The sequence below is a fragment of the Nocardia sp. NPDC004718 genome, from assembly GCF_053601535.1.
Genome location: NZ_JBSGCA010000033.1, coordinates 11,866 through 36,607 on the forward strand (window position 1 = coordinate 11,866; position 24,742 = coordinate 36,607).

The window sequence follows — 24,742 nt, forward strand, 5'->3', positions numbered from 1 at the left end:
CGGTCAGAACGCTCCCCCACCGACGGGCACGCTCGCCCCGGTGATCCAGCGAGCCTCCTCCGACGCCAGAAAGCCGACCACATCCGCAATGTCGTCGGGCTCGCCCATGCGGCCGAGCGGAACCGATTGGCGGATCCGCTGATTCGCCCCGATCGCCCCTGACGCGGCGAGTGCGTCGGTGCGCACCGCACCGGGCAGCACGCTGTTGGCCGTGATGCCGCGCGGGCCGAGTTCCCTGGCCAGCACCCGAACCAGCTGCTCTACTGCGGCCTTACTGGCGCCGTAGACACCCGAGCCCGGCCGGTTGGTCAGTGTCGCGCCGGAGGACACGACGACGATGCGGCCGTTGTCGCGCAACCGCTTCGCGGCCTCACGCAGGGCAACGAACGTCGCCTTGGTGTTGACCGCGAACATCAGCTCGAAGTCCTCGTCGGTGGCCTCGGCTATCGAGCCGAAACGCGCGACGCCCGCGTTGTTCACGAAGACGTCCACGCCGCCGAAACGCTCCTCGGCGGCGTCGAACAACCTGCGCGGGCCCGCCGGGTCGGCGACGTCGGCCCGCACCGCCCACGCCTGCCCACCGGAGCACTCGATGGCGGCCACCACCTGTTCGGCGGCCGGCCGGTTCGATTGGTAGTTGACGACGACGGAAGCTCCCCGCGTGCCCAGACGCTCCGCGATGGCGCGACCGATGCCGCGGGATCCTCCGGTGACGATCGCGACCGGCATCTCACCTCCCATTGATGACCATAGCGATAGTCCAGATCATCAACTAAATCAGCGAGGGTGTCAACTGTCCATGGCCTAGACTTTCCCCATGCCGACCGACGATCAGGGGCTCGCGCCCGCCTTCGCACGGCTGCACCGCGAGATCAGCGCCCTCTACACCTCGATCGCGCGACGCCTCGAACTGACGAGTCAGCAAGCCGAATTGCTGTGCCTGCTCGGCGCCGACCGGCCGCCGTCCTTCGGCGAGCTGGCCGCGATGCTCGGTTGCGACAAGACCAATGTGACCGGCATGGTCGACCGGCTGGAGCGGCGAGGGCTGCTCGTCCGGGAGACCGACCCGGGAGACCGCCGCGTGACTCGCGCCGTTGCCACCGAACAGGGCTCGGCGGTGCGGCACAAGTTCCGCGCGGAGCTGGAGCACGAGCTGGCCCGCAGGCTTCCCGGCATCGACCGAACTCGATTGATCGGCCTCGTGACCGCGACGGCGACAGCCTTGGCCGAACATCGGTGAAAATCCAACGTCGCTGAAACCGACAGCACGCATAGGCCATACCTACTGTTTTGGTTATGCGAACTAACTTTTGCGCAGCATTGCGGCACCCAGCGTTCGAGTAGTTCGCTACTCGTGTGCGGGCACGACTGTGACCAGAGAATGGCGATAGCTGGTGCGACAACGCCGTCGACGCCACGCTCACCTCGATCACGGAGTCACCATGCCTGCCAAAAAGAATTCACCAGCCCGCCGGACGCACACCGGAAACGACGATCTTCTCGCCGCCCTGCGCAAATTCATCCGCAGCAAGGGAGAGAACTTCCTCGAAGATCCCAATATCTCCTCGATCGGCATCGGCCACAAGCAAGTCGACGGAAAATCGACCGGCGAGATCGCGGTGCAGTTCACCGTGCACGAGAAGGTGTCCGAACCGGAGGCGCTGGAAGCGCTTGGCACGTCGGCGATTCCGGAGACCGTCACCGTCGACGGGATCGAGGTACCGACCGACGTGCTGCAACGCACGTTCGAGCCGGCCTTCCGGCTGGTCACCGAAGCGGCCGCGCCCGAGCGGAAGTCGCGCCTCGACCCGATCGTGCCGGGAATCAGCGTTGCCCACCCGAGCACCACGGCGGGGACGATCGGTTGCGTCGTCTACGACCGGGACGACGGAACGCCGTATGTGCTGAGCAATTGGCACGTCCTGAACACCGCGGCGGGCAGGCTCGGCGACGACGTCGTGCAGCCGGGCCCGCGTGACGACAACCGGGTCGACCGCAACCGGCTCGGGAAGCTGATCCGATCCCATCTCGGCACGGCGGGCGACTGCGCCGTCGCCGACATCGAGAACCGGCGGTTCAGCGCCGCGATCATCGGCCTGGACGTCGTCCCTGACCGCCTCGGCGAACCCGAGCTCGGCGACAAGGTGATCAAGAGCGGCCGGACCACCCAGGTCACCCACGGCATGGTGCGGCGCGTCGACGTGGTCGCCGAGATCGACTATCACGGCGTGGGCGCGAGAAGCATCGGCGGCTTCGAGATCGGGCCCGACCCGGACCATCCCGCGGTCGACGGCGAGATCAGCAGCGGCGGCGACTCCGGATCGGCGTGGATGTTCAAGCTCCCCGACGGCAAGACCAGCACCGTGCTGGCCGGATTGCATTTCGCCGGCGAGATGGGCGCGAACACCGACGAGCACGCGCTGGCCTGCCTGCCGCAATCGGTGTTCGAGAAGCTCGGCATCACCTTGACCCCGCCGGCCGCGGAGGAAGCCGCGGCCGTCGCCGGATACGACCCGAATTTCCTCGCGTCGCCGATTCCGGTCCCCGAGGTGGACGCCGAGGTCCGCCCCGACGTGGCGACCGCCCTGGACGGCGCCGATGTCTTGCACTACACGCATTTCTCCCTCGCGATGCGCCGCTCGCGCCGCTTCGCCATCTGGGTGGCCTGGAACATCGACGGCGGCTCGATCAAGAAGCTGTCGCGGAAGAAGATCGACTTCGTCAAGGATGCGCGGCTCGACGCGGACGCCCAGGTCGGCAACGAGTTGTACCGCGACAACCGGCTCGATCGCGGCCATCTCGCCCGCCGCGCGGACCTGCTGTGGGGCAGCCTGCCCGAAGCCAAGAAGGCCAACGAGGATTCGTTCTTCTACACCAACATCACCCCGCAGATGGACGACTTCAACCAGAGCATGCGCGACGGGATCTGGGGGCGGCTCGAGGACGCCGTCTTCGCCGACGTCACCGTCGACGACCTCAAGGTCAGCGCGTTCGGCGGCCCGGTCTTCACCGACGACGACCAGGAATTCCGGCAGGTCAGGATTCCGCGCGAGTTCTGGAAGGTCATCGCCTTCCGGGAGAACGGCGAACTGAAGGCCCGCGGCTTCCTGCTGAGCCAGAACCTGGACCAGCTGGAAGTGCTCGATCTCGACGAGTTCCGCGTCTTCCAGGTGCCGCTGACCGAGATCGAGCAGCGAGCCCGCTTCCACTTCCCCCAGGCACTGCGGGACGCGGATCTGCAACTGGCGCCGGAGGAAGTGGCCGCTCCCTTGAACTCGGTCGCGGACATCCAATGGTGAAGCGGAGCGACCTATACGGCGCGTGATTTCGGGGGCGCGGTATATCCCTCGGCGAATTCGATGAAGTTCTGCACTACGGTCTCGGCCTCCCGCCGAACACTGCGCTTGAGGAGTAGTCCGGGCAGCAAGAGCGAGGATTGCAGCTCGGTGTGATACCAGACCTGCGATCCCGCGCCGTCCTCGGCGACTTCGAACCAGCCACCGCCGCCGACGCCGACACAGCTGTCCACGACCTGCCACGACACTCGCTCCGCGGTCCAGTCGTATTCCAGCACCTGGAGATCGGACCTGCCGAGCGGAGTCTCCGCGGTGACGTAGACCCGCTGTGGACGACCGGATTCATCGCGGGTGGCCACGCGCGCATCCGAATGCGTCGACCATTCGGGAAGCATTTCGATCGCGGCGACCGCATCGAACACCCGGGTGGGATCGACGCCGACGGTGAAATGGATGTCGGTTTTTACGCGCATAACTCCTCCACCCCCGGGATCAACCCGGCCGATTCTGCCCGTGCCGCTTCCCATCCGTCAATACGCGTTCGACTCGCAACCATCATTTCCACGCAAAGCGCGATGTCAGAGCCAAAAATAAGTCGCCAGCTACCCGTTGGCTATTCGCGATTCCAATTGTTACCGACGAGTATAAAAGTAGGATCGCAAGAGTTTCCCCGCAGTGTTCGTGTGCGATAAGCCGATCCAACCGTGGCGAGGGTGTTCATTCTGTCCGTGAGCGGTATTCATGCCACCGGTCCGTCGCGGCCCGCACGGCCTCTTCGTGTTCTTTCGCATGGGCTCGAACCACCCCGCCGCCGGTGACGAGGACGACGCCGGAAATACGCTGCGCGCCTGGCCACAACGATCCGACTCGTCATGGGCATGCCCGCCCTGGCCGGCAACCGAGACGGCCAGGGCTGTCGGGCAGGCCGTGCACGCGCGTTCCCACGCGCTCGGCCGACAGTTCTACCGTGCCGTCTCCGTCCAGGTGACCGGCAGTTCGTGGACGCCGTAGATATTCATGTCGGTCCGGAGTTTCACCGCACCGGCGGGGATGGCGAGCTCGAGCGTCGGGAAGCGGCGCAGCAGTCCGGCGAAACCGGCGCGCATCTCGATGCGGGCCAGTTGCTGGCCGAGGCATTGATGGACGCCGTGGCCGAAGGACAGATGGCCGCGTGCCTTGCGGTGCAGGTCCAGGGTGTCGGGATTGTCGAAGCGCTGGGAGTCGTGGTTGGCGGCCAGCAGCGAGACGACGACGGTCGAACCCTTGCCGATCGTTTCACCGCCGAGTTCGATGTCGTCGGTGGCGTAGCGATAGAAGATGTCGGCGACCGACAGGTAGCGCATGAGTTCCTCGACGGCGTCGGGAAGCAGATCCGGGTCGGCGCGCAGTTCGGCCAGCTGCTCGGGGTGCTCCAGCAGCGCGAAGGTGCCGAGCGCGAGCATGTTCGCGGTGGTCTCGTGGCCCGCGAGCAGCAACAGGAAGGCGATCCCGGTCAGCTCCTCGATGGTGAGGTCGTCGTGGCGAGCCAGGTCGGACAGTATGTCCTCGCCGGGTTCGGCGCGCTTGTGCGTGACCAGTTCGGCCAGGTACGTCGTCATCGCGCCGTACGCGGCCATCTTCTCCTCGAGCGATTGGTCCTTGACCAAGAACTTCGCGGAGTTGACCTGGAAGGTCTCCCGGTCCGCGTAGGGCACACCGAGCAGCTCGCAGATCACCAGCGAAGGCACCGGCAGCGCGAACTCCTTGACCAGGTCGACCGGCGGGGTCAGCCGCGCCATCCGGTCCAATTGTCGCTCGGCGATGTCGATGATGTGCTCCTCGAGCTGCTTCATCCGTTTGACGGTGAACGCGCCGGTCAGCTTGCGCCGCAGCCGGGTGTGGTCGGGCGGGTCCATGGCGATGAACAGGCCCGGCACCTGCGGTGACGGTTCGGTGGCGACGGGCATGCCGGGGGTCTCGTACGGCACATGGACGATGCCGATGTCCTGGCGGGAGCTGAACCGGGTGTCGGCCAGGAGCCTGCGGACCGCGTCGTAGCCGGTGACGAGCCAGCCCTCGTGACCGTCGGGGAAGATCAGGGGGCTGACCGGGCGAGCCTCGCGCAGCCGGGTGATCTCGCGGGGTGGGTCGAAGGGTCCCGCGTCGCGCTCCAGGGGGAGGCCGTGCGGGATGGGGGCCGTCTGACTCATCGGGTTTCCTCTCGCGGCGATTGTCGAACGATGGTGATCGCGCCGGACGGGCACAGCTGGGCCGCCTCGCGGACGGCCTGCTCCCACTCGGGCGCGGGTGTGCGGTCCAGCGGCGCCACCCGGCCGTCCTCCGGGTCCTGGTCGAATACTCCAGGGGCGGTCAGTGCGCACATGCCGGCGCTGACGCAGCGCTCACGGTCCACTCCGAGTTCCACCGGCTACCTCCTTTCCCTGGTGACCGGAAGAGAACGCACACCGTGGGCAAGTGCACTGGTGCACAGCGCCGTCCGGAACACCTTCCATAGCCCTGTCATTGCTGAACTGTTCACAGGAGAACTCTCGCCGGACTGGCTGACACCGACCTGATACCGGCCTGACACGCCGCCGACACGGCGTTCGCCCTGCTCAAGGTCGAAAAGGGTCGCCTTCACTACCCACCGCCCGGCACGCGCCGTTCGCGCCCGCAGCGAACGGCCCTACGGCACCGGCAGGTATCTCGACGCGCACCGCCTCCGCGTAGAGCCGATCAGATCGCGTAGATGCCTGCTCTCCGGCAGGCCGACATCTCAGTACGCTGCGGCCGACCGGCGTCGGTCGCCCCATCGGAGCGGTTATCACCCCGGGGACGGGCGGCCCGGCTCACCGCCGAGAGTCCACGGCAGAATGGGCCGGTGCAGATCGGGATGCTTGGACCGCTCGAGATCCGACTAGACGACGGCGGATCGATCGAGGTGCCGGGCGCTCGGTTGCGGGCGCTGTTGATCGCGCTCGCGCTCGAACCAGGTCGCGTAGTGCCGAAAGCGACTCTGGTCGACTGGATTTGGGGTGAACAGCCGCCCGCCGACGCGGCGAACGCCTTGCAGGCACTGGTCTCCCGGCTGCGCAGGGTGCTGCCGGACGGGGCGCTCGACGGGCAGGCGGGCGGATACCGGCTGGCGGTGGAACCCCACGCCGTCGACGCCTTGCGGTTCGAACGGCTTCTCGACCAGGCCCGCGGCGGTGACGACGCGCGACAGGCCCAGCTCCTGCGCGAGGCCGTCGAGCTGTGGCGCGGTGCGCCGATGCAGGACGTCGGAATACAGGACAGTGAGGCTTTCGACGCGGTGGTCACCCGGCTGGAGGGGCTGCGCCTCGCCGCCATGGAGGATCGGTACGAAGCGGAGGTCCGCCTCGGCCGGGGTACGGAGCTGATCACCGAGCTGACCGAGCTGGTGGCCCGGCACCCGGTGCGGGAACGGCTCGTCGCCGCGCTGATGCGCGCGCTCGGCGCCGCGGGTCGTGGCGCCGAGGCGCTGATCGCGTACCAGCGCGCACGGGAGGCACTCGCCGACACGCTGGGCGTCGATCCCTCGCCGGAACTCTCCGCATTACACGTGGCGCTCCTGCGCGGCGAAGTGCGAACGGAGGAGAACCACCGCAACACGAACCTTCGGGCCGAGTTGACCGAATTCGTCGGCAGATACGCCGACATCGCCGCTGTGCGCGAACTCATCGCGAACCATCGGCTCACGACGTTGACCGGTCCTGGTGGCTCGGGCAAGACCAGGTTGGCCCTCGAAACCGCGCGAACCATGCTCGACGACCTGCCCGACGGGGCCTGGCTGGTGGAACTGGCGTCCGTCGGCGCGAGTGGCGACATGGCGCAATCCGCGCTCGCCGCGCTCGGACTCCGCGACGCGCTGCTCGGCGGCGCACCGAACGCGGAACCGATGGACCGGCTCGTCGCGGCGATCCGCGAGCGCGAAACGCTGTTGATCCTGGACAACTGCGAGCACGTGATCGAGTCCGCGGCGGCGTTCGCCCACCGGCTGCTCGGAGAGTGCGGGCGGCTGCGGATCCTCGCTACCAGCCGGGAACCGCTCGGCATCATGGGCGAGGCGTTATGGCAGGTCGAGCCGTTGGCGTTGCCCGCGCAGGACGCGGATCCCGGCGAGATCGAATCCTCCCCGGCCGTGCAGCTGTTGCGGGACAGGGCCGGTGCGGTGCGTCAGGATCTCGCGGCCGATGCTCCCACCTTGTCGACCATGGCGCGCGTCTGCCGGGCCCTCGACGGCATCCCCCTGGCGATCGAACTGGCCGCGGCCAGACTGCGCACCATGTCCCTCGACCAGCTCGCCCACCGCCTCGACGATCGATTCCGCCTGCTGACCGGCGGCAGCCGCACCGCGATTCCGCAGCACCGGACGTTGCGAGCGGTGGTCGACTGGAGCTGGGAGCTGCTCACCGACTCCGAACGGGTGGTGCTGCGCAGGCTCGCGGTGTTCTCCGGCGGCGCGAGCCTGGAGGCGGCCGAGCAGGTCTGCGCGGGGCCCGAAGCCCAGGGCGAGGAGAACATGGCGGTCGAGCGGTGGGAGGTGCTCGAGCTGCTGACCGCGCTGACCGAGAAATCGCTGCTGCGCACCGTGGAGGACAGCGGGCCGCGCTTCCGGATGCTGGACACGATCAAGCAGTACGCCCGGGACCGGCTCGAGGAGTCGGGCGAATCCGATTCGGCGCGTCGAGCGCATCTGGCGTACTTCACCGAACTCGCCGACATCGCGGAGCCGCACCTGCGCCGCGCCGAGCAATTGGAGTGGCTCGCCACGCTCGAGGTCGAACACGACAACATCGCCGTCGCGATGCGTGGCGCGCTCGCGGCCGGGGACGCGACCGGGGCGATGCGGCTGGCGGCGGCCGCGGGCTGGTACTGGTGGCTCGGCGGCCACAAGGCCGAGGGCATGGAGCTGATCACCGCGGCTGCCGCCACGTCCGGCGAGGTGGACGATGAGATCAGGGCCAGGGTGTACGGGCTGGTCGTGCATTTCATGAGTTCCGGGCCGAGTGACGAGCACCAAGTGGAGGAATGGATCCACAAGGCATACCTGTTCAGCCGACGCAGTCGGGGCCGATACCCGCTGCTGGCGTTCGTCGCGGCGCTGGAACGCATGTTGCAGGGGCCGGACGCGTTGCTGCCCGCGTTCGAACCGCTGCTCACCGATGACGACCCTTGGGTGCGGGCGCTGGCCCGGCTCCAGCTCGGCAAGGCGCGGATCGCGCTGGGACAGCAGGGGCGGGAGGCGGACGAGTATCTGGAGACGGCGCTCGCCGAGTTCCGGACCATCGGCGAACGCTGGGGAATTTCGTTCGCTCTGACCGAACTGGCCAATCGAATCGCCATGCGCGGTGAGTTCGCCGGTGCGTGCGCGCATCTCGACCAGGCGATCGCGGTGGTCACCGAGGTCGGCGCGATCGAGGATGTTTTCTTGATGCGGGCGCGGCAGGCTCAGCTGTACTGGCTGCTGGGCGATGCGGAGGCGAGCGCGGCAGCCATGGCGGAGGCGCAGCGGCACGCGGATCGCTCAGCTTGGCCGAACGCACTGGCCGAACTCGCCCTGACCAGGGCGGAGCTGGCTCGTTGGAGCGACGACACCGAGCAGGCGTACCGGCAGATCGATCTCGCGACAACCCTCCTCGGCAGCGATGCCGAGCAACTCTACGTCAGGGCGCGGACCCACAACCTGCTCGGCTACCTCGCCGACGGTCTCGACGAAGCCCGCGAACACCACGACGCCGCCTTCCAGGCGGTGTCCGATGTGGGGTACGCCCCGCTGATCGCTCAGGTGCTCGTCGGGATCGCCGACTTGGCGCAGCGCGCCGACCACGATGAGCATGCCGTGCGGCTGCTCGCGGCGAGTGCCGCGGTGCGCGGCCTGTCGGACCGTTCCCAACCGGATGTGGAACGGATCGAGCAGACAGCACGACGTCGCCTCGGCGATGTGCGGTTCACCGAAGCGACGAAGGAGGGTGCGCAGGCGAGCTGGCGTGAACTGGTCGCCACTGCGCTCGCTCGCTGAACAGGGCGAAAACAGGTGTGCGACATCGACGTGGTGTCGCACACCTGTTGGACACTGTGCGCGGGACGGGGTGGCGGGAGCGCAGTATCAGGCGGCCGTGGCGTGCTGGATGACAATGTTGCCGTATGAGTTGCGCGCGTACACCCGCACGATGTCCTCCTCGCCCTGCGACCGGTCGACCGGCTGCATCTGGTTGCGCACGATCCCGTGCTCGGCGTTGGTTTCCAGCTGCACCGCGCTACTCGGGCTGATTCCGACCTGAAGCTCGCCCATGGACGTTTCCAGCCGGAGCACGCCGCGCGATGCCTCGCCGATACGGATGTCGCCTTTGGCGGTTTTCGCGGTTACCGAACCACGCGGGCGCTCGACGGTGATGTCGCCCGCGGATATCTCCAGGTCGCATTCGCCGAGTTCGCCTGCGCCCAGCAATCGGCCCACCGCGGCGGCGCCCTTCAGCTGGGAGCCGGTGGGTACCTCGATCGTCAGCTCGATCGACGGGTTGCCGCCGAACGGGGTGTAGGTCCGCCAGTCTTTCGGCGTTCTCACGGTCAAAGTGCCTGCGATGAACTCGATCTGGGTTTGTGCGGCGGCGCGCACGTCACTCTTTTTGGACGCATCGGCCGGACGGACCTCCACGACGGTGTCGATACGGTCCGAGGCGATCACCGTGACCGCACCGGAGAGCACGTCGATCGTGACGGCGATCGGTTCCTGGGTCTCGAACGTCGGCATGGCTGTCTCCTGTCTGTGTGAATTGGTAGGTGTGTGAAGGTCGCGACTACACGCGCTTGTTGAAAGTGGCGCGCGACCACAGGTATCCGATGACGGCGAACCCGGCGCACCAGGCGAGCGCGGCGGCCGTGTAACCACCCGAAGGGTGTCCGGCGAGAAACCCGCGCAACGCTTCGATGATCGGCGTGAAAGGCTGGTATTGCGCGAACTGCCGGATGCCCTGCCCCATCTGGTCGGCGGGCACGATCGCGCTGCTCACGAACGGCAGCATGATCAGCGGCACCACGGTCATGCCCGCGGATTCCGGAGTCTTCGCGGCCATTCCCAATGCGACCGTGAGCCAAGCGGCCGCGAACGACGTCGCCGCCATGATGCCGATCGCGCCCAGCCAGTCGAGTGCGGTCGCGGGTGGCCGGAACCCCAGCGCGAAGGCCACACCGACAACAGCCGCGATGGCCATCACATTGGTCAGTACGGTGGCCGCGACGTGGCCGGTCAGTACGGCGCCACGGGAGACGCTCATGACCTTGAACCTGTTGATGACGCCTTTCGCCATATCGGAGCTCACCGATACCGCGGTGCCCGACAACCCGTAGCTGATGGCCAGCAGGATCATGCCCGGTGTCGCGTAGTCGATGTACTGTTCGCCGACATCGAACGCGTTGCCGAACACGTACACGAAGATCAGCATCATCACGACCGGCATCAGGGCCGCGTTGAAGATCGTGACCGGAGTCCGGGCGATGTGCTTGAAGTTGCGGCGCAGCATGATCGACGAATCGGCCAGCGGCGCGGAAATGGTGCTCATGGTGCGACAGCCTCCTTGGTGGCGTGACCGGTCAGGGCGAAGAAGACATCGTCGAGGTCAGGGGTGTGGACGGAGACCTCCTCGGCCTCGACCGAGTGTTCGGCGAGCCGATTCAGCAGGTCCCGCAGTGCTTTCGTCCCGCCGTCGCCGGGGACTCGCAGGGTCAGGGCCTCGTCGTCGCGGGTGGCCCCCGGCACGATCCGCGCCGCCGCATCGACCTGCGTGACGTCGGTGAATCGGAGCTGGATGTGGCTGCCGGGCACCCGGCGCTTGAGGTCGTCAGGTGTGCCTTCGCCGACTATGCGGCCCTGGTCGAGCACCGCGATCCGGTCGGCCAGCTGATCGGCTTCCTCGAGGTACTGAGTGGTGAGGAAGATCGTCACACCGTCGTTCGTCAATTCCCGGACGATTTCCCACATGGTGCGCCGGCTGCGCGGATCCAATCCCGTTGTCGGCTCATCCAGGAAGACGATGTCCGGCTTGGTGACCAGCGTCATCGCCAGATCCAATTTCCGGCGCATACCCCCGGAATAGGTCGACGCCTGCTTTCGCGCCGACCCCACCAAATCGAACCGTTCGAGCAATTCGGTGATCACCCGCTTGCTCTCGTGTGCCCGCAGATGGTGCAGATCCGCCATCAGCCGCAGGTTCTCCTCCCCCGTCAGCAGATCGTCCACCGCCGCGAACTGACCGGTGACGCCGATGGCCGCGCGCACTGCCTCGGCATCGGTCGCGATGTCGTGCCCGGCGACCCGCGCCGTGCCGCCATCGGCCTTCGACAGCGTGGTCAGCACGTTCACCGTCGTCGTCTTACCCGCCCCGTTCGGGCCGAGCAGAGAGAAGATCGTGCCCGCACCGATATCCAAGTCGATACCATCGAGGATCGTCTTGTCCCCGTATGTCTTTCGCAGCCCAGAAGCTGCAATCGCTGAACTGTTCACAGGGATACTGTCGCGAGCCCGGCTGATACCAGCCTGACACCGGCCTGACACGTCCGCTGACACGGCATTTGGCCTGGTCAGAGCCGGATTCGACGAGCAGCGGTCCGTGCACATGCAGATCGCGCGGCAAATGATTATTCGGACACCCCAGGTCGCCGATCGGGCGCTACCGCGCCCCGTACCTGCCGTGCCGGGGCCACCCGCCCTTGGAATTGGTGACCGTGCGCGGAGGCACGGGGCGAGTCACGAAGCGCTGCTGGTTGGTCTGGGTCGGGAAGATGCTGCGTTGCTTTCGCATATCGGTACTGCCTTTCGAAAGGCTCGTGAAGCCAGGGATGCCGGAACTCCGGCGGGATTGCGCCGGATCAGGCGCGGTCGAACCAGGTGACCTGCGCGCCGGTGCTGAACTCTTCGCGCTGGGTGACCTTGAATCGCGTCGGCTCGAAATTGCCCGTGAAGGCCCCGACACCGTCGCCCGCGATCACGGGGTAGCTCTTGATGATCAGCCGGTCGACCTCGCCGAGAAGCTGGCCAGCCAGATTGCCGCCGCCGCAGAGCCAGATATCCAGGCCCGCTTCCTTCTTCAGTTGCCGGACCAGCTCGACCGGATCGGCGTCGACGACCTCCACCTGCGGGTTGTCCACCGGTGCGAGGGTGCTGGAGAAGACGTACTGCTTCAGGTGGTTGTACGGGCTGGTACAGCCGAGCGCGAGACCCGGTTCGTAGGTACCGCGACCCATGACGACGGTGTCCAAGGTCTTGTTCGGCGTGTCGAGGGGCATGCCGACGGACTCGCGCAGAGGCGTCGGCACCGTCTCCGGGTAGCGCTCATTGATCCACGCCGTCATGTCCTCACACATCGGATAGAAGTCGAATTCCCCCTGCGGACCCGCGATGTAGCCGTCGAGGGAGACCGCCACGTAGTAGACAAGCTTTCGCATCTTAACCGCCTCAAGTGTAGTACTCTGTGCGAAGTGATTTGAACCGTAGTACTACAGATGGAGTGGTGTCAAGTGGTGCGTACGAATCCGGAACGCCGGCAGACTCTGCTGGATGCGTCAATCGAGGTCCTGGCCCGCGAAGGGGCACGTGGACTGACCTTCAGGGCGGTCGATCAGGAGGCGGGAGTGCCCGCCGGAACCGCCTCCAATTACTTCCCGAACCGGGACGCACTGCTCGTCCAGGTCGGACACCGCTATTACGAGCGACTGATCCCCAGCGACGCCGCTATGGCGAAATCCCGCGGACCACAGACCCGCGAGACCATGACCGAACTCATGACCGAGGTGGTCGACCGGGTCGCCCATTTCCGCACCGGCTATCTCGCGATCCTCGAACTGCGACTGGAGGCCACCCGGCGGCCCGAACTGCAGGCGCTGCTCACCGAGCGGGTACGCGCGGATCTCGACTTCAATATCAGCAACTATCGAGAGTCGGAGCTGCCCGGCGACGAGGACGCCGTGGTGCTGCTCTACCTCGCCCTGAACTGGCTCATCCTCGAACGACTCACCCTCCCCGGCATTTTCGACGAGCAGCGGGCCGCCGAACTGGTGCGGACGATCGTGGACCGGGCAATACCCGCCCAGGTCGGGTAAACCGGAACGATCCATCAATTGTTCGCACCGATGCTCTCCGAGAGGAAGTCAGGCATGACGAGACCGTTTCGATTCGGGGTCGTCGCCCCGCTCAGGGCCGACCTGCCGACGTGGCGAGATCGCGTGCGCCGCATAGCCGACAGTGGCTACTCCACGCTGCTGGTGCCCGACTTCCCGCAGACGCAACCGGCGCCCGGCCCCATGCTGGCCACCGTCGCGGCCCTGACCGACCTGCGCGTGGGCACCTGGGTGTACGCCTCTCCGCTACGCCCGTCCTGGCTGACGGCATGGGAAGCGCACTCGCTGTCGCTGCTGACCGACGGTCGCTTCGAGATGGGCATCGGCACCGGCAGACCGGGAATCGAGGACGAGCTCCGCGACAAGGGACTGCCCGTCGTACCACCGAACGAGCGGCTGGCGCAGGTACGTGAGACCGTCGAAACGCTGCGCGAACTCGACGGCCCCGACCTGCACACGCCCGTGGCGATGGCCGTACTGGGTCCAAAGGCCCGGGCGTTGGCGGCAGAGGTCGCGGACACGGTCACGTTCGCGCTGGGCGATCAGCCTCGGGGCGAAGTAGAGCGGCTGGCACGCGACTTCCGCACCATCGGGAACATCGAGCTCGCGCTCGCCGTGCCGGTCATCGGTGACACCGTCGCGCCGTATATGGCGCCACCCGACACCGACCCTGCCGCGCTTCGCGCGGCGGACCTACTGACCGTACTTCCGGACGACCCGGCGGCCGCCGCCGAGGAAATCCAGCGGCGACGCGAGGAGATCGGCTTCTCCTACTTCGTCTTCGGCGCCGACTTCGCCGCCAGGTTCGCTCCGGTCGTCGCCGAGCTCGCCGGACGGTAGCCGGGCCACGAGGGATCTGCGCCGACAACGACCTATCGAAAATACGTTCGACTCGAGGTAAGGTGCCTGAGCATGCCGGACCACGAGCCCACCCCCCTTGCCGGAACGCAGATCAACGAGGTGCGCAGGCAGTTGCTGGATGCGGCCGCGTTCGGCAAGCACCTGCGACCCGAACAGCTGGAGAACATGGCGGGCAAGCTGGCCGAGGGTTTGCGCGCGTGCACCGAGGCCATCACCGCCGCGACCGCACCGGTGAACCCACCCACCGACGGGCGGGCCTGCCTCGACTACCGCGGCCGTCACCGATGACGGTCGGTGTCCCGCGAATTCCGTACTCATCCCGAGCGCGGGACGGGACGGATCCGGCCCGGCGGGGGATGTCGGCGGCACCCTCTCGGTCGGTACGCCGGCTAGATCGGGCGGAAGCCGGCTCCGGGACCACCGCGCGCGTCGACGTCGTCGATGATGGCGGTCATCTTCGTCCCGAGCTGAGGCCCGAGGCAGGGCACCGTCACGTATGCGTTCACCATGCTGACGAGTGTCGTTCCGACCACGACCGGCCCACCGGAGTCACCAGGGACGACACATATCTGCGTCCAGGTCCACCCGGACTCCAGCACGTCTCCGTAGGTCAGTCCGCAGGTGTGGCCGGTGCTATAGCCTTCCTTGCACGCGATATCCGGGAACTGCGCGGGACCGCCCACCTGGGCGATCGTCGTGTTGCCGACGCGGCTCACCGGTACGACTTTGTCCGGTTCGAACACGATGACGGCGTAGTCCATGTCGTTGTTGGCCTGGGCGATGGTGCCGACCACGCCGGCGTCGCGATCGGCCGCCGCGGCGACGGTGGTACCCGCACCACCGCAATGAGCCGCGGTGAATCCGACCAACCGGCCCGCGCCATCGTGCCCGATCGTGGTGAGCGTACAAATGCCCTGATCGTTGACGACGATGCCGGAGCCGCCGCCCAGCACGACCGGAGCGGCGGCGCGCACCATGCCCGCGTGCGCCCCGATCAGCGTTGCGCATACCGCGAGCGCAGCAGCTGTTCCCGCAAGTTTCTCGAACATGCCGCATCCAATCGGTCGAAGGGGAAGATCGTCCCCCCATGCCGCGCGAACAGTACTGCTGTTTACTTGAAGAACTCGTAGACCAGGCATCCGGACGTCGTCATCAATCTTGCGGGATCGAGCCTGGTCGAGTGCGCCTCCTAGGTGACGAAACGCCGACGGTCACGCCACGATCTGGCGAGCGTGGGTGACGCGCGGCGTTCGTCGTTTCCTCAGCGATGCCGTCCAGCAGATCATGCGATGCAGATCGGGAAGACGAACAGCAGCGGCGGGATGAAGCAGACCGGCCAGAAGAACGGAGCCCAGAACAAAACGGCGTCATCGGTCTGCACTTGCCCATGCTGGGAGACATCTACGGCTGCCGGAGGGGCAGGCACAGGCGCTACGTCCGGGGACCCGGTAGCAACACCCGAACCGAAAGCGATCATTGGCACACAGGCTGCCGCAGCTGCGGCTGCGATAATCTTGTTTTTGGTCATTGTGCTTCCTTCAACTGACGGTTGGGATGCCTTCGCCCGTTGAAGGCTCCCGCTTATGACCCCTCTAACTCTTCTCTCAGGAAGCACGCAAGATCATCGTCCCACGGGTCGGAAACACTCACCCCTCGGGGTGAAACCCGAGGTGAGCACGGGTTCGCGCACCGCGCCGGCGTCAATGGCCGAAATGTCGTCGGCGAGTCGACTTCGCCGACCCGATGCCCGCGAAAGACGGGTTCGAATTGCCCGAACCGGCCACGCCGGGAAACCCTCAGCGTCGAAACACAGGCGTTTCCCTTGTCCCGCCGGATCACCTGCGATTCCCGGTATTCCGCGATCGGGAGCAGGCGACCGCGCCCAGGGCAGGCCGGATGCCGTTGAGGCGGCGAGAATCTCGCTGAACGGGGGTTACGGCACAACGATTCAGGCATGGGTATGGATGGGACGCACCGGCAACCTCGCCACGCCGGAGGAGCTTTCGATCCAACACCGAGTCCGATGTCGAAGCGGCGGTGCAGGAACTGATCGAATTACTCGGCGATGCCGAACTCGGCGAGCAATAGCATCTGTCCCACACTCGGCTGCGACACACCAGCTTCGTCGAATCGACGTGTCCACCGCGTCTGGATACCTACCGAGCCAGCAAAAATAGGGGCTCTACCGCCTGGCTACGATCAGCCCAACGTTCTGAGAGGAAATCATGACCAAGCCCTTCGCCGCTGTGCTCGCTGCGGCCGCCGCCACTCTGCTCTTCCTGCCCGCCGCACCCGCGCAAGCCCAGTCCCCCTTCTGCGCCAGGGCCATCGAGCTGATCAACCTCGCGATCGACACGAGTGGCGGCACCATGGACACGGCGACGGCGACCGCGCTGTCCGACCGACTGGGCGGCCTGGCCCTTTTCGCCCAAGGCGCGGAGAAGGACGTCATCACTGCCTACGCCGACGCACTGGTAGATGACAACGTCACCGACCTCGACCCTTACACCGACGAGCTCAACCGCGTCTGCGCCGCCTGACCGCAAATCACCTGAACCCCTCAGCATCGAATCTGAGGGGTTTTGCGCTGTGCCCATGCGTTTCATTCAGCGCCGTCGCGGCTTCCGCGTCGTCAGCCGGGAGTGAGCTACGTTCTCGGGCAGACGATTTCGCCGTCCTCAGGCATCCATACCCGGGCTGGGCTGGGGTTGTGGAACCTGGGGTGCTGTTGCGCGCCGCCCGGGCGGCGGCGGGAATCTCGCTGCGCGGGACGGCCGAGCGGACCATCTACAGCAGAACGTACTTGGGGCTGATCGACGGGCCAGCGCGCCGTGCCCGCAGGCGTGACAGCCGCCTATGAGCGGGTGCTGGGTACGACGGATCTGGGGAGGCTCATCGCCGCCACGAGATCACCCGCCAGCGCGGACGCCAGCACCCTGGCCGACGTGGCAGTGATGCTCTCGGCTACCCGCCGGATCGAAGACACGGCTGGACTGGCCGCGCGCGGAGAAACACGCGAGGCATAAGGCGCCATGGCCGCCGCCGACGCCGCGACGGAAACGGCGGACGGCGTCGAACCGCCCGAGGCTATGTACTGGTGGACTCCCGGGTTCGGCGCCGTGCAGCGCGGCGGGGTTCTTGCACGCTCGGACGCCATTCCGAAGCGGTGCGTGAGGCGACACAGGGACTGGCGACCATGCCCCATGAGCACCGGCGGACGGAGTGGCTGGCGTCGGCGCTGCGCCGAGTCGACCCGGACCTGACCGGCGACGCCCGACCCGGCGGTGCCGACCGGCACGATGCCGCCCGCGCTACTTCGGCATCGATGTGGGCATGCTCGGGTTCTCCCCAGCCGATCCGACCGTGCGATCCATGACACCCCACCTTCTGACCGGTCGTGCTCGGCCCGTTGGCCCTGCTGGTGCTGATCTCCGCGCGAGGTCTGCCGTTCGTGATCGCCATCAAGGTGCGCAGACCGCGCGCTCGCGGCGTTGTGCGTGGTGCTGGACCCGAACTGCTGCCGCTGACCGCTGATCGTTGGCAGGTTTGCCTCGGTGTCGGGTGTTGACCCGCGGAGCGGGCTCGTCAGTGGCGTTTGTTCATGTTCCAGGACAGTTCATGGTTCGCTGCCCGGGCGGCGGCGAGTTCTTCGTCGCCTCCCCCGAGGCGAGTGGTGAGCTCGACCGTGCGTCGCTACGGCTCCGAGTAGACTGAACTCGCGACAGGTTGTTGGCGGATTTCTGGGAACGATCCGCGCGCTGGTGGCCGCGTACCACCGCCCACTCTCGACTGTCTGGCCTGGCTGAATCAACCAGTGTGGGCCACCCGCTCGGGCGCGGGTCGGAATGAATTCGAGTACATCGGTTGCCAGTCGGGTGGTCATGGGACGGCACGATGGATGACACGTTACTGGGTGACGGGGACGCCACTCAGCCAGCGGAGGCGTTCGGACGCTATCGGCTCCTGTCGCTGCTGGGTCAGGGCGGCATGGGCCAGGTGTGGCGGGCGCACGATTCGCTGACCAACCGGGTGGTGGCGCTGAAGGTATTGCCCGAGCGCTTCAATGATGACGAGCAGCTGCGCGAGCGGTTCCGCCGGGAATGCCGGGCGGTGGCGCAGTTGACCGAGCCGCATGTGATCCCCATCCACGACTTCGGCGACATCGACGGTCGGCTCTATCTGAATATGCGCCTGATCGAGGGCACCGACCTGCGCACGGTGATCACCCGAGAAGGGGCGTTGTCGCCGCGGCGAGCAGTGGCGATCATCGCCCAGGTGGCCGGCGCGCTGCAGGCCGCCCACGACGCCGGGCTGGTCCACCGCGATGTCAAACCCTCCAACGTCCTGCTAGGGAGCGATGAGTTCGCCTCCCTGATCGACTTCGGGATCGCCCACGCCACCGACGACCGCACGCTGACCTCGATCGGCGAGACCATCGGCACCGCCGCCTACATGGCGCCGGAGGAGATCAGCGCAGGAGTCAAGGCCGATGCCCGAGTGGACGTGTACGCGTTGACGTGCGTGCTGTACGAGTGCCTCACCGGCCGACCGCCGTTTACGAGCGAATCGGGCATGCAGGGTGTGATCGCCCATCACCTCTACACCCCGCCACCGCGTCCCAGCGCCACCACGCCCGAAGTACCGACTGCGTTCGATGCGGTTATCGCCAAGGGAATGGCCAAAAACCCCGACGATCGCTACCAGACCGCGCGCGAACTGGCCGCGGCGGCCTGCGCCGCGGTGGACGACTCCGCGGTCGGCACCACCGGGGGCGTGGCCACGCGACAAGGGCCGCGAATCAGATTGTCGCCCAAGACCGTCATAGTGCTCGCCGCCGCCGCGGCCACGGTGGTGGCCGCCGTAGCAGTCGTCGTCGGTGTCCAACGGGAATCAGGCGGCGGTGGCAACTCGCCTACACCTATCGCCCCGGATTACTCGTCGCAGATTGCGCTGCCGTTTACCGGCGTCAGCCTGCCCACCGGTGTGGCGGTCGACAATGCGGGCAACGTATACGTTGCCGACATGGGTAACGATCGGGTGGTGAAATTGGCGACGGGCGCATCGGCGCCGACCGCGCTGCCGTTCACCGGCCTGAAGAATCCGCAGGATGTGGCGGTCGACAATGCGGGCAACGTATTCGTCACCGACACGAGCAACAATCGGGTGGTGAAACTCGCGGCGGGCGCATCGGCGCCGACCGCGCTGCCGTTCACCGGCCTGAAGAATCCCCAAGGCGTCGCGGTCGACAATGCGGGAGACGTCTACGTCGCCGACCGGGGCAATAATCGGGTGCTGAGGTTGACGGCGGGCGCTTCGGCACCGATCACGTTGCCGTTCACCGGACTTCAAGATCCCCAGGGCTTGGCGGTCGACACGACCGGCAACGTATACGTCACCGAATTGGGTACCGAACGGGTGTTGAGCTTGGCGCCGGGCGCTTCGGCACCGACCACGCTGCCGTTCACCGGACTTCAAGATCCTCAAGGCGTGGCGGTCGACACGACCGGAGACGTCTACGTTGTCGACTGGGGTAACGAATGGGTGGTGAGGTTGACGGCGGGCGCGTCGACGCCCACCACGCTGCCGTTCACCGGGCTCAAAAATCCCCAGGGCGTGGCGGTCGACACGGCGGACAACGTTTACGTCACCGACCTGGGGCCCAATCCGGTGGTGAAACTCCCAGTCGGCTGATCCCCCGTTCCGACATTGCTGCCGGAGCGGTGTTCTGGATCAACTCGGCTGTCGAATCGAGTGTTTCCGCAGATCAAAGCTCATGTGTGGGGCGGGCGGGGCTCGAACCCGCGACCAATGGATTATGAGTCCACGGCTCTAACCGACTGAGCTACCGCCCCGTGCCGCGGGGAACCGCGAGCGTTGGGGATGCTACCGGGTCCGGTGGGGTGCGGACCAGTCGGATGGGGATGACCTAGGGTGGGTGGGTCGGAAACTTACTGGAGGGTCAGGTATGGCCGGTCTGTTCACGAAGGTGCTGAAGGCGCATCAGTGGGTGTACGAGAACAGCGGTGGGCTGGTGGGGCATCGGCTGCTGCTGGGGAATCCGACGCTGCTGCTGCGGACGGTGGGACGCAAGTCCGGCAAGGAACGGACCTCGGCGCTGACGTACGCGCGCGACGGTGCGGACTATCTGGTGACGGCGTCCAACGGCGGATCGCCGCGGCCGCCGGGATGGCTGGCGAACGTGAAGGCCCGGCCGGAGTGCGAAATCCAGGTCGGTCGGCGGAAACTGACGGTGCGGGCGCGGGCGACGCTGCCGGATGATCCCGAGTACGCGCGGCGGTGGGCGCTCGTCGACGAGGTGAACAAGGGTCGCTACAGCGCCTATCAAAAGCTGACCAAGCGGCCCATCGCGGTCGTGGTGCTGACCCCGGCGTAGCGGGGTCAGCCCTCGCGGTAGTCCTCGTCCCAGTCGTCCTCGTAGTCCTCGGCGTCGTCATGGTCGTCCCATGGCTCGGCTTCCTTCGGCGGCCTGCTGGCGAACTGGACGACAGCTACCACGAAGCCGAGGACCACGATGACGATTGCGACGACGAGCACAGTTTCCACCCCGGCACCCTAGCGCCGTCGCCGGGGCAGCGCACTACGTCGATTGTCCAGTTCGCCGGTTTGTTCACACTGTTAACAAAGTGCGCCCGAGCGCCGCCCTCGACTCGATGGCCGCATGCGCCCGGTCGGCCTGATCGAGCGGGAAGGTCTGACCGATGACGACCTCGAGGCGGCCCGCGACGACCTCCTCCTGAGCGCGCTGGGCGATCGCCTGCCAATCGATGTCCGCGCCGGTGATGTCGAACAGCCCGTAAACGCTGATGCCGCGCGCCGCGGCGGTTTCCCGGTTCAGTACGGCGAATTGGCCTGCGGCGGCTCCGTATCCGAAAAAACGCCCGCCATCCGCGGCGACCGTGAGCGCAGCCTCGCCGAGCGCGCCGCCCGCCCCGTCGAATACCACGTGCGCACCCGCTCCCCCGGTCGCGGCGCGCGCCTTCTCCGCCCAGTCGGGCGCGGAGTAGTCGACCACCGCGCTCGCGCCGAGCCGCTCGGCGAGTTGCAGCTTGGCGGCGCCGCGCGCGGCGGCGACGACGTGCGCGCCCGCCGCACGGGCGAGCTGGATCAGCAGTACACCGAGCCCGCCGGCCGCGGCGGTGATCAGGACCCATTCCCCCGGCTGGACGGCGGCATGGTCGAACACCGCGAGCGCGGTTCGACCGTCGTGGGCCAGCGCGACCGCCTGCGTCGCGGTCAGCCCGTCCGGCAGCGCCACCAGCGTGTTCGCCTTGGCCAGCGCTTTCTCGGCATATCCGCCGATCGGCAGGCCCCCGCCGATGCCGCTGGCCGCGGTGGGCGTCGACACCCGCTTGCCGATCCAGGACGGATCGACGCCGGAACCGACCGACGCCACCACTCCGGCGACCGCGCCGCCGGGCACATAGGGCAGCTCGATCGCGAAGAAGTCGGTTCCCCAACCGCTACGCAACTTGGTGTCCAGGAACATCACATCAGCGGCGGCCACGTCGACGACCACCTCCCCCGGACCCGCCACCGGATCCGGCAGCTCCCGCACCACGAGCACTTCCGGTCCACCGAACTCACCGGCTTGCACAGCCCGCATGTCACACACCCTTCGTCGTTCCTTGCCGTCTTCGAACGAAGATCAGCATGAAACCTGAAGTCGTGTTGAGGTCAAATCGTGCGTCAGGAACCGCCGCCGCAGCTGGAACTGCTGCCACCACCGCAGCTGGAGCTGCTGCCCCCGCCGCAGCTGGAACTGCTGCCGCCACCGCAGCTGGAACTGCTCCCACCGCCGCAACCGCTTCCCCCGCCGCAACTGCTGCCGTGGTGATGGTGGTGCTGATGCCCGCCGCCACAGCCGCTCGGCTGATCGGACCCGCCGATCAAACCGGCTCCGCCGGCCGCCCAGAACGGATCTGTGGAACCCCCCTCGTAATATCCGCCGCTTCGGGGCCCGCCACGCCACGCACCATACGGCGGCGGCTGATAGCGGTTGCGCTGCGAACGGATGATGGCGACCACGGCGATGATCGGAGCCGCCACGAGGAGCAGCACCATCAACAGGATGATCAGAAAGATGAGTGCGCTCATGTCAGAACGGTAGCCGCACATCGGCGCGCACGTACAGTGAACTGTGGTGAACTTCAGGTTCCGTCGAAACCCGGTGCGCGAGGTCGACCTGGCGACCGTACGCGCCGCCGTCGACGCGCTGGAACTGCCCGAGGCCGTCTACAAGACCTGTCCTTGGCAGCCACGAGAATTGGTGGACAAGGGATTGCGCCAGTGGCTGCTCTGCTGCGGCGCGGCCATGCGTGACGACCAGGTGATCGGCATGCCGTCACACGCGGTCGACGAGGCATGGCACGGATTCATCCTGTGCACCACGCGCTACGCCGATTTCTGCGCGAGGGCTTACGGCCGCTTCCTGCACCACTTCCCGGAAGGCGCGGGGCCGCCGAACCCCGCGCACGGATCCATGGACGAACAACTCGGCCGCACCGTGGTCGCGTGGTCATTCGTGGCGGCTCCCGGCGAGGAGTGCGTGCTGTGGGATCTGGACCGGCGGGTCGGTGTCGAGCACCCGTGGGGCATCGACGCCGATCGGGTCGTGGCCGTCGAGGCGGAGTTGGCCCGCACTCTCGCCTCCTGATCTCAGGTCAGCTTCACCCGCGCCGCCAGGAATCGGACGACACCGGGCGCGAACCGGCCGAAGTGGTACTGCAAGTGGGCTTCCGGCGTCACCGGCACGATGCCGCGATCCCGCTGCACCGCGCGCACGATCCGCTCGGCCACCTTCTCCGGCCCGTATCGCCGCATCCGGTACAGGTTGTCGTAACGCTCCTGCTTGCGCTTCTCCTCCTCCGCGCTGACGCCGGAGAACCGAGTTCGCCGCACGATGTCGGTGTGCACGATGCCGGGGCAGATGGTGTGCACCGAGATGCCGCGACCGGCGACTTCCGCTCGCAAGCAGTCGGAGAACATGAACACCGCCGACTTGCTGGTGGCGTAGGCGCTGAACCCCTGCTGCGGACTGTAGGCCGCCATGCTCGACAGGTTCACGATGTGTCCACCGAGACCGCGCTCGGCCATGGCCGGACCGAACGCGCGGCAGCCGTTCACTACGCCGCCGAGGTTGATCCGCAGTACCCGGTCGAATTCCTCCGCCGACGTCTCGAAGAATCCACCGGCCTGACCGATCCCCGCGTTGTTGATCAGGATGTCCGGGACACCATGGGTCGCCAGCACCGCCTCGGCGTGCGCGCGCATCGCGCCTTCATCGGCGACGTCGAGCGGATAGGCGTGCGCCACACCGTGTTCGGCGGCGATCAGCTCGGCGGTCTCCTTCGCCGCCGCCGGATCGATGTCGGAGACGACGATCTCCGCGCCGCGACGGGCCAAGGCGAGCGCGGTCGCACGCCCGATGCCGCTGCCACCGCCGGTGACGACCACCAGCTGATCGTCGAACGGCCGCACGGTCCGGCCCACCTCGGCGCGGCGCAGGGTCCGGGGCGCCGCCGAGCCGCCGAGCGTGTCGATCAGTTCGGTGGTCGCGGTGGCCAGCAACTCCGGGTGGGAGAACGGCATCCAGTGCCCGGCGGGGACGTCCCGCCGCCACAGCCGCTCGGTCCACTTGTGTTCGTCGTCGAATCCGGCGGGTCGCACGGCGACGTCGCGTCCGGCGACGATCAGCTGCACCGGCACTTCGGTGCGCCGCTCACGTGGGGCGAGCATGCGCTGCACGATATTCGCGCGGTAGATCAGCAGGCCGTCGACGATGTCGGCGCGAAAGGTGGGGCCGAGACGCACGTTCGACGGCGCGGTCTCGTTCATCAGCGCGACGATCCGCCGCCAGAGGCGTTCGGTCCTCACCAGTCCGAGGGTGGCGCGCGGCAGCCCGGGGGTCATGAAGAAGAAGGTGTAAGCCGAGGACAGCAGTTGGGTGAACGGCTGCCACACGTTGCGCGGTGTCGGACGCGTCAGCCGGTCGCGGATCCATTTGCCGACGTGGTCCAGGTTCGGTCCCGAGACGGAGGTGAACGACGCGATCCGGGCCGCCGCGCCGGGCTCGCACACCGCTTCCCATACCTGCACCGAACCCCAGTCGTGGGCGAGCACATGTACGGGCCGACCAGGGCTGACCGCGTCGGCGACCGCGTAGAAATCCGCGGCCAGGCGGTCGAGCCGGAAGTCGGCGGTACGCCGGGTGCGGGTGGAGCGCCCGTGCCCGCGGGTGTCGTAGGCGACGACGTGGAACCGTCGAGCCAGTCGCGGGACGACGGCGTCCCACAAGTGATGGGTGTCGGGCCAACCATGCACCAGCACAACGGTTTCCGCGGCCGGGTCGCCGTATTCGTAGACGGCGAGGTCGAATTCGCCGTTGCGCACGGTGCGTTCGACCGCGAGGAATTCGGCGATTTCGGTGGTGGTCATCAAGATTCTCCTTG

General features: G+C 67.2%; 25 protein-coding genes and 1 tRNA gene. 12 read left to right on the forward strand and 14 right to left on the reverse strand.

What is annotated here, in order from left to right; translation table 11 throughout:
• Positions 1 to 3: 3 nt before the first annotated feature.
• Positions 4 to 729, reverse strand: coding sequence for a glucose 1-dehydrogenase (locus ACWEH3_RS23645; RefSeq protein WP_450015217.1), 726 nt, complete (start codon positions 727 to 729; stop codon positions 4 to 6).
• Positions 730 to 817: 88 nt separating this feature from the next.
• Here ACWEH3_RS23645 and ACWEH3_RS23650 point away from each other — a divergent pair, with 88 nt between their 5' ends.
• The gene (locus ACWEH3_RS23650; RefSeq protein ID WP_450015218.1) at positions 818 to 1,240 is read left to right on the forward strand and encodes a MarR family winged helix-turn-helix transcriptional regulator; all 423 of its coding nucleotides are present in this window, start codon (positions 818 to 820) and stop codon (positions 1,238 to 1,240) included.
• 202 nt (positions 1,241 to 1,442) lie between these two features.
• The gene (locus ACWEH3_RS23655; RefSeq protein ID WP_450015219.1) at positions 1,443 to 3,299 is read left to right on the forward strand and encodes a DNA/RNA non-specific endonuclease; all 1,857 of its coding nucleotides are present in this window, start codon (positions 1,443 to 1,445) and stop codon (positions 3,297 to 3,299) included.
• Between the two features lie 11 nt (positions 3,300 to 3,310).
• Here ACWEH3_RS23655 and ACWEH3_RS23660 read toward each other — a convergent pair whose 3' ends face one another.
• The 3 genes from ACWEH3_RS23660 to ACWEH3_RS23670 form a co-directional block, all read right to left on the reverse strand.
• Complete coding sequence (locus ACWEH3_RS23660; RefSeq protein ID WP_450015220.1) at positions 3,311 to 3,769, reverse strand: SRPBCC family protein; 459 nt, start codon at positions 3,767 to 3,769, stop codon at positions 3,311 to 3,313.
• Positions 3,770 to 4,258: 489 nt separating this feature from the next.
• Entirely contained in the window at positions 4,259 to 5,485 is a 1,227-nt protein-coding gene (locus tag ACWEH3_RS23665) for a cytochrome P450 (RefSeq protein ID WP_450015221.1), read from the reverse strand.
• Complete coding sequence (locus ACWEH3_RS23670; RefSeq protein ID WP_450015222.1) at positions 5,482 to 5,700, reverse strand: ferredoxin; 219 nt, start codon at positions 5,698 to 5,700, stop codon at positions 5,482 to 5,484. The genes ACWEH3_RS23665 and ACWEH3_RS23670 overlap by 4 nt, the downstream gene beginning before the upstream one ends.
• Before the next feature lie 456 nt (positions 5,701 to 6,156).
• Between ACWEH3_RS23670 and ACWEH3_RS23675 the strand changes: the two genes are divergently transcribed.
• A complete protein-coding gene (locus tag ACWEH3_RS23675; RefSeq protein WP_450015223.1) occupies positions 6,157 to 9,318 on the forward strand; it encodes a BTAD domain-containing putative transcriptional regulator in 3,162 nt (1,053 codons plus the stop codon).
• Between the two features lie 87 nt (positions 9,319 to 9,405).
• Here ACWEH3_RS23675 and ACWEH3_RS23680 read toward each other — a convergent pair whose 3' ends face one another.
• From ACWEH3_RS23680 to ACWEH3_RS23695, 4 genes are all read right to left on the reverse strand, one after another.
• Positions 9,406 to 10,050 (reverse strand): DUF4097 family beta strand repeat-containing protein, encoded by a 645-nt coding sequence (locus ACWEH3_RS23680; RefSeq protein WP_450015224.1) that lies wholly within the window; start codon positions 10,048 to 10,050, stop codon positions 9,406 to 9,408.
• Between the two features lie 46 nt (positions 10,051 to 10,096).
• Positions 10,097 to 10,858: an ABC transporter permease gene (locus tag ACWEH3_RS23685; RefSeq protein WP_450015225.1), complete on the reverse strand. Its 762-nt coding sequence runs from the start codon at positions 10,856 to 10,858 to the stop codon at positions 10,097 to 10,099.
• Positions 10,855 to 11,799, reverse strand: a complete 945-nt coding sequence (locus ACWEH3_RS23690) for an ATP-binding cassette domain-containing protein (RefSeq protein WP_450015226.1) — start codon at positions 11,797 to 11,799, stop codon at positions 10,855 to 10,857. The genes ACWEH3_RS23685 and ACWEH3_RS23690 overlap by 4 nt, the downstream gene beginning before the upstream one ends.
• Before the next feature lie 365 nt (positions 11,800 to 12,164).
• Entirely contained in the window at positions 12,165 to 12,740 is a 576-nt protein-coding gene (locus ACWEH3_RS23695) for a dihydrofolate reductase family protein (protein ID WP_450015227.1), read from the reverse strand.
• 72 nt (positions 12,741 to 12,812) lie between these two features.
• Between ACWEH3_RS23695 and ACWEH3_RS23700 the strand changes: the two genes are divergently transcribed.
• The 3 genes from ACWEH3_RS23700 to ACWEH3_RS23710 all read left to right on the forward strand — a co-directional run bounded on the left by ACWEH3_RS23700 (position 12,813) and on the right by ACWEH3_RS23710 (position 14,561).
• Positions 12,813 to 13,394 (forward strand): TetR/AcrR family transcriptional regulator, encoded by a 582-nt coding sequence (locus ACWEH3_RS23700; protein WP_450015228.1) that lies wholly within the window; start codon positions 12,813 to 12,815, stop codon positions 13,392 to 13,394.
• 54 nt (positions 13,395 to 13,448) lie between these two features.
• Complete coding sequence (locus tag ACWEH3_RS23705; RefSeq protein ID WP_450015229.1) at positions 13,449 to 14,252, forward strand: LLM class flavin-dependent oxidoreductase; 804 nt, start codon at positions 13,449 to 13,451, stop codon at positions 14,250 to 14,252.
• Positions 14,253 to 14,324: 72 nt separating this feature from the next.
• Entirely contained in the window at positions 14,325 to 14,561 is a 237-nt protein-coding gene (locus ACWEH3_RS23710; RefSeq protein WP_450015230.1) for a DUF6374 family protein, read from the forward strand.
• 101 nt (positions 14,562 to 14,662) lie between these two features.
• Here ACWEH3_RS23710 and ACWEH3_RS23715 read toward each other — a convergent pair whose 3' ends face one another.
• Positions 14,663 to 15,322, reverse strand: a complete 660-nt coding sequence (locus tag ACWEH3_RS23715; RefSeq protein WP_450015231.1) for a serine protease — start codon at positions 15,320 to 15,322, stop codon at positions 14,663 to 14,665.
• A 233-nt stretch (positions 15,323 to 15,555) separates the two neighbouring features.
• The gene (locus ACWEH3_RS23720; RefSeq protein ID WP_450015232.1) at positions 15,556 to 15,801 is read right to left on the reverse strand and encodes a hypothetical protein; all 246 of its coding nucleotides are present in this window, start codon (positions 15,799 to 15,801) and stop codon (positions 15,556 to 15,558) included.
• Between the two features lie 697 nt (positions 15,802 to 16,498).
• Here ACWEH3_RS23720 and ACWEH3_RS23725 point away from each other — a divergent pair.
• From ACWEH3_RS23725 to ACWEH3_RS23735, 3 genes are all read left to right on the forward strand, one after another.
• On the forward strand, positions 16,499 to 16,813 hold the full coding sequence (locus ACWEH3_RS23725) for a hypothetical protein (RefSeq protein ID WP_450015233.1): 315 nt from the start codon (positions 16,499 to 16,501) through the stop codon (positions 16,811 to 16,813).
• 857 nt (positions 16,814 to 17,670) lie between these two features.
• On the forward strand, positions 17,671 to 17,841 hold the full coding sequence (locus ACWEH3_RS23730) for a hypothetical protein (RefSeq protein ID WP_450015234.1): 171 nt from the start codon (positions 17,671 to 17,673) through the stop codon (positions 17,839 to 17,841).
• 326 nt (positions 17,842 to 18,167) lie between these two features.
• Positions 18,168 to 19,964, forward strand: coding sequence for a serine/threonine-protein kinase PknD (locus ACWEH3_RS23735; protein WP_450015235.1), 1,797 nt, complete (start codon positions 18,168 to 18,170; stop codon positions 19,962 to 19,964).
• 87 nt (positions 19,965 to 20,051) lie between these two features.
• Here ACWEH3_RS23735 and ACWEH3_RS23740 read toward each other — a convergent pair.
• Positions 20,052 to 20,125: transfer RNA gene (locus ACWEH3_RS23740), tRNA-Ile, on the reverse strand.
• 113 nt (positions 20,126 to 20,238) lie between these two features.
• Here ACWEH3_RS23740 and ACWEH3_RS23745 point away from each other — a divergent pair.
• Positions 20,239 to 20,667, forward strand: coding sequence for a nitroreductase/quinone reductase family protein (locus ACWEH3_RS23745; protein WP_379252909.1), 429 nt, complete (start codon positions 20,239 to 20,241; stop codon positions 20,665 to 20,667).
• Between the two features lie 5 nt (positions 20,668 to 20,672).
• Here the strand turns inward: ACWEH3_RS23745 and ACWEH3_RS23750 are convergent, their stop codons facing one another.
• Entirely contained in the window at positions 20,673 to 20,837 is a 165-nt protein-coding gene (locus ACWEH3_RS23750) for a hypothetical protein (protein ID WP_355072572.1), read from the reverse strand.
• 64 nt (positions 20,838 to 20,901) lie between these two features.
• Entirely contained in the window at positions 20,902 to 21,897 is a 996-nt protein-coding gene (locus tag ACWEH3_RS23755; protein ID WP_450015236.1) for a zinc-binding dehydrogenase, read from the reverse strand.
• Positions 21,898 to 21,975: 78 nt separating this feature from the next.
• Between ACWEH3_RS23755 and ACWEH3_RS23760 the strand changes: the two genes are divergently transcribed.
• Together ACWEH3_RS23760 and ACWEH3_RS23765 are read left to right on the forward strand one after the other, a co-directional pair.
• Complete coding sequence (locus tag ACWEH3_RS23760) at positions 21,976 to 22,128, forward strand: hypothetical protein (protein ID WP_174553193.1); 153 nt, start codon at positions 21,976 to 21,978, stop codon at positions 22,126 to 22,128.
• 306 nt (positions 22,129 to 22,434) lie between these two features.
• Positions 22,435 to 22,947 carry a hypothetical protein gene (locus ACWEH3_RS23765; protein WP_450015237.1) on the forward strand — a complete coding sequence of 171 codons (513 nt, stop codon included), beginning with the start codon at positions 22,435 to 22,437 and terminating at the stop codon, positions 22,945 to 22,947.
• 2 nt (positions 22,948 to 22,949) lie between these two features.
• Here ACWEH3_RS23765 and ACWEH3_RS23770 read toward each other — a convergent pair whose 3' ends face one another.
• Complete coding sequence (locus tag ACWEH3_RS23770; RefSeq protein ID WP_450015238.1) at positions 22,950 to 24,728, reverse strand: SDR family oxidoreductase; 1,779 nt, start codon at positions 24,726 to 24,728, stop codon at positions 22,950 to 22,952.
• Between the last annotated feature and the right edge of the window lie 14 nt (positions 24,729 to 24,742).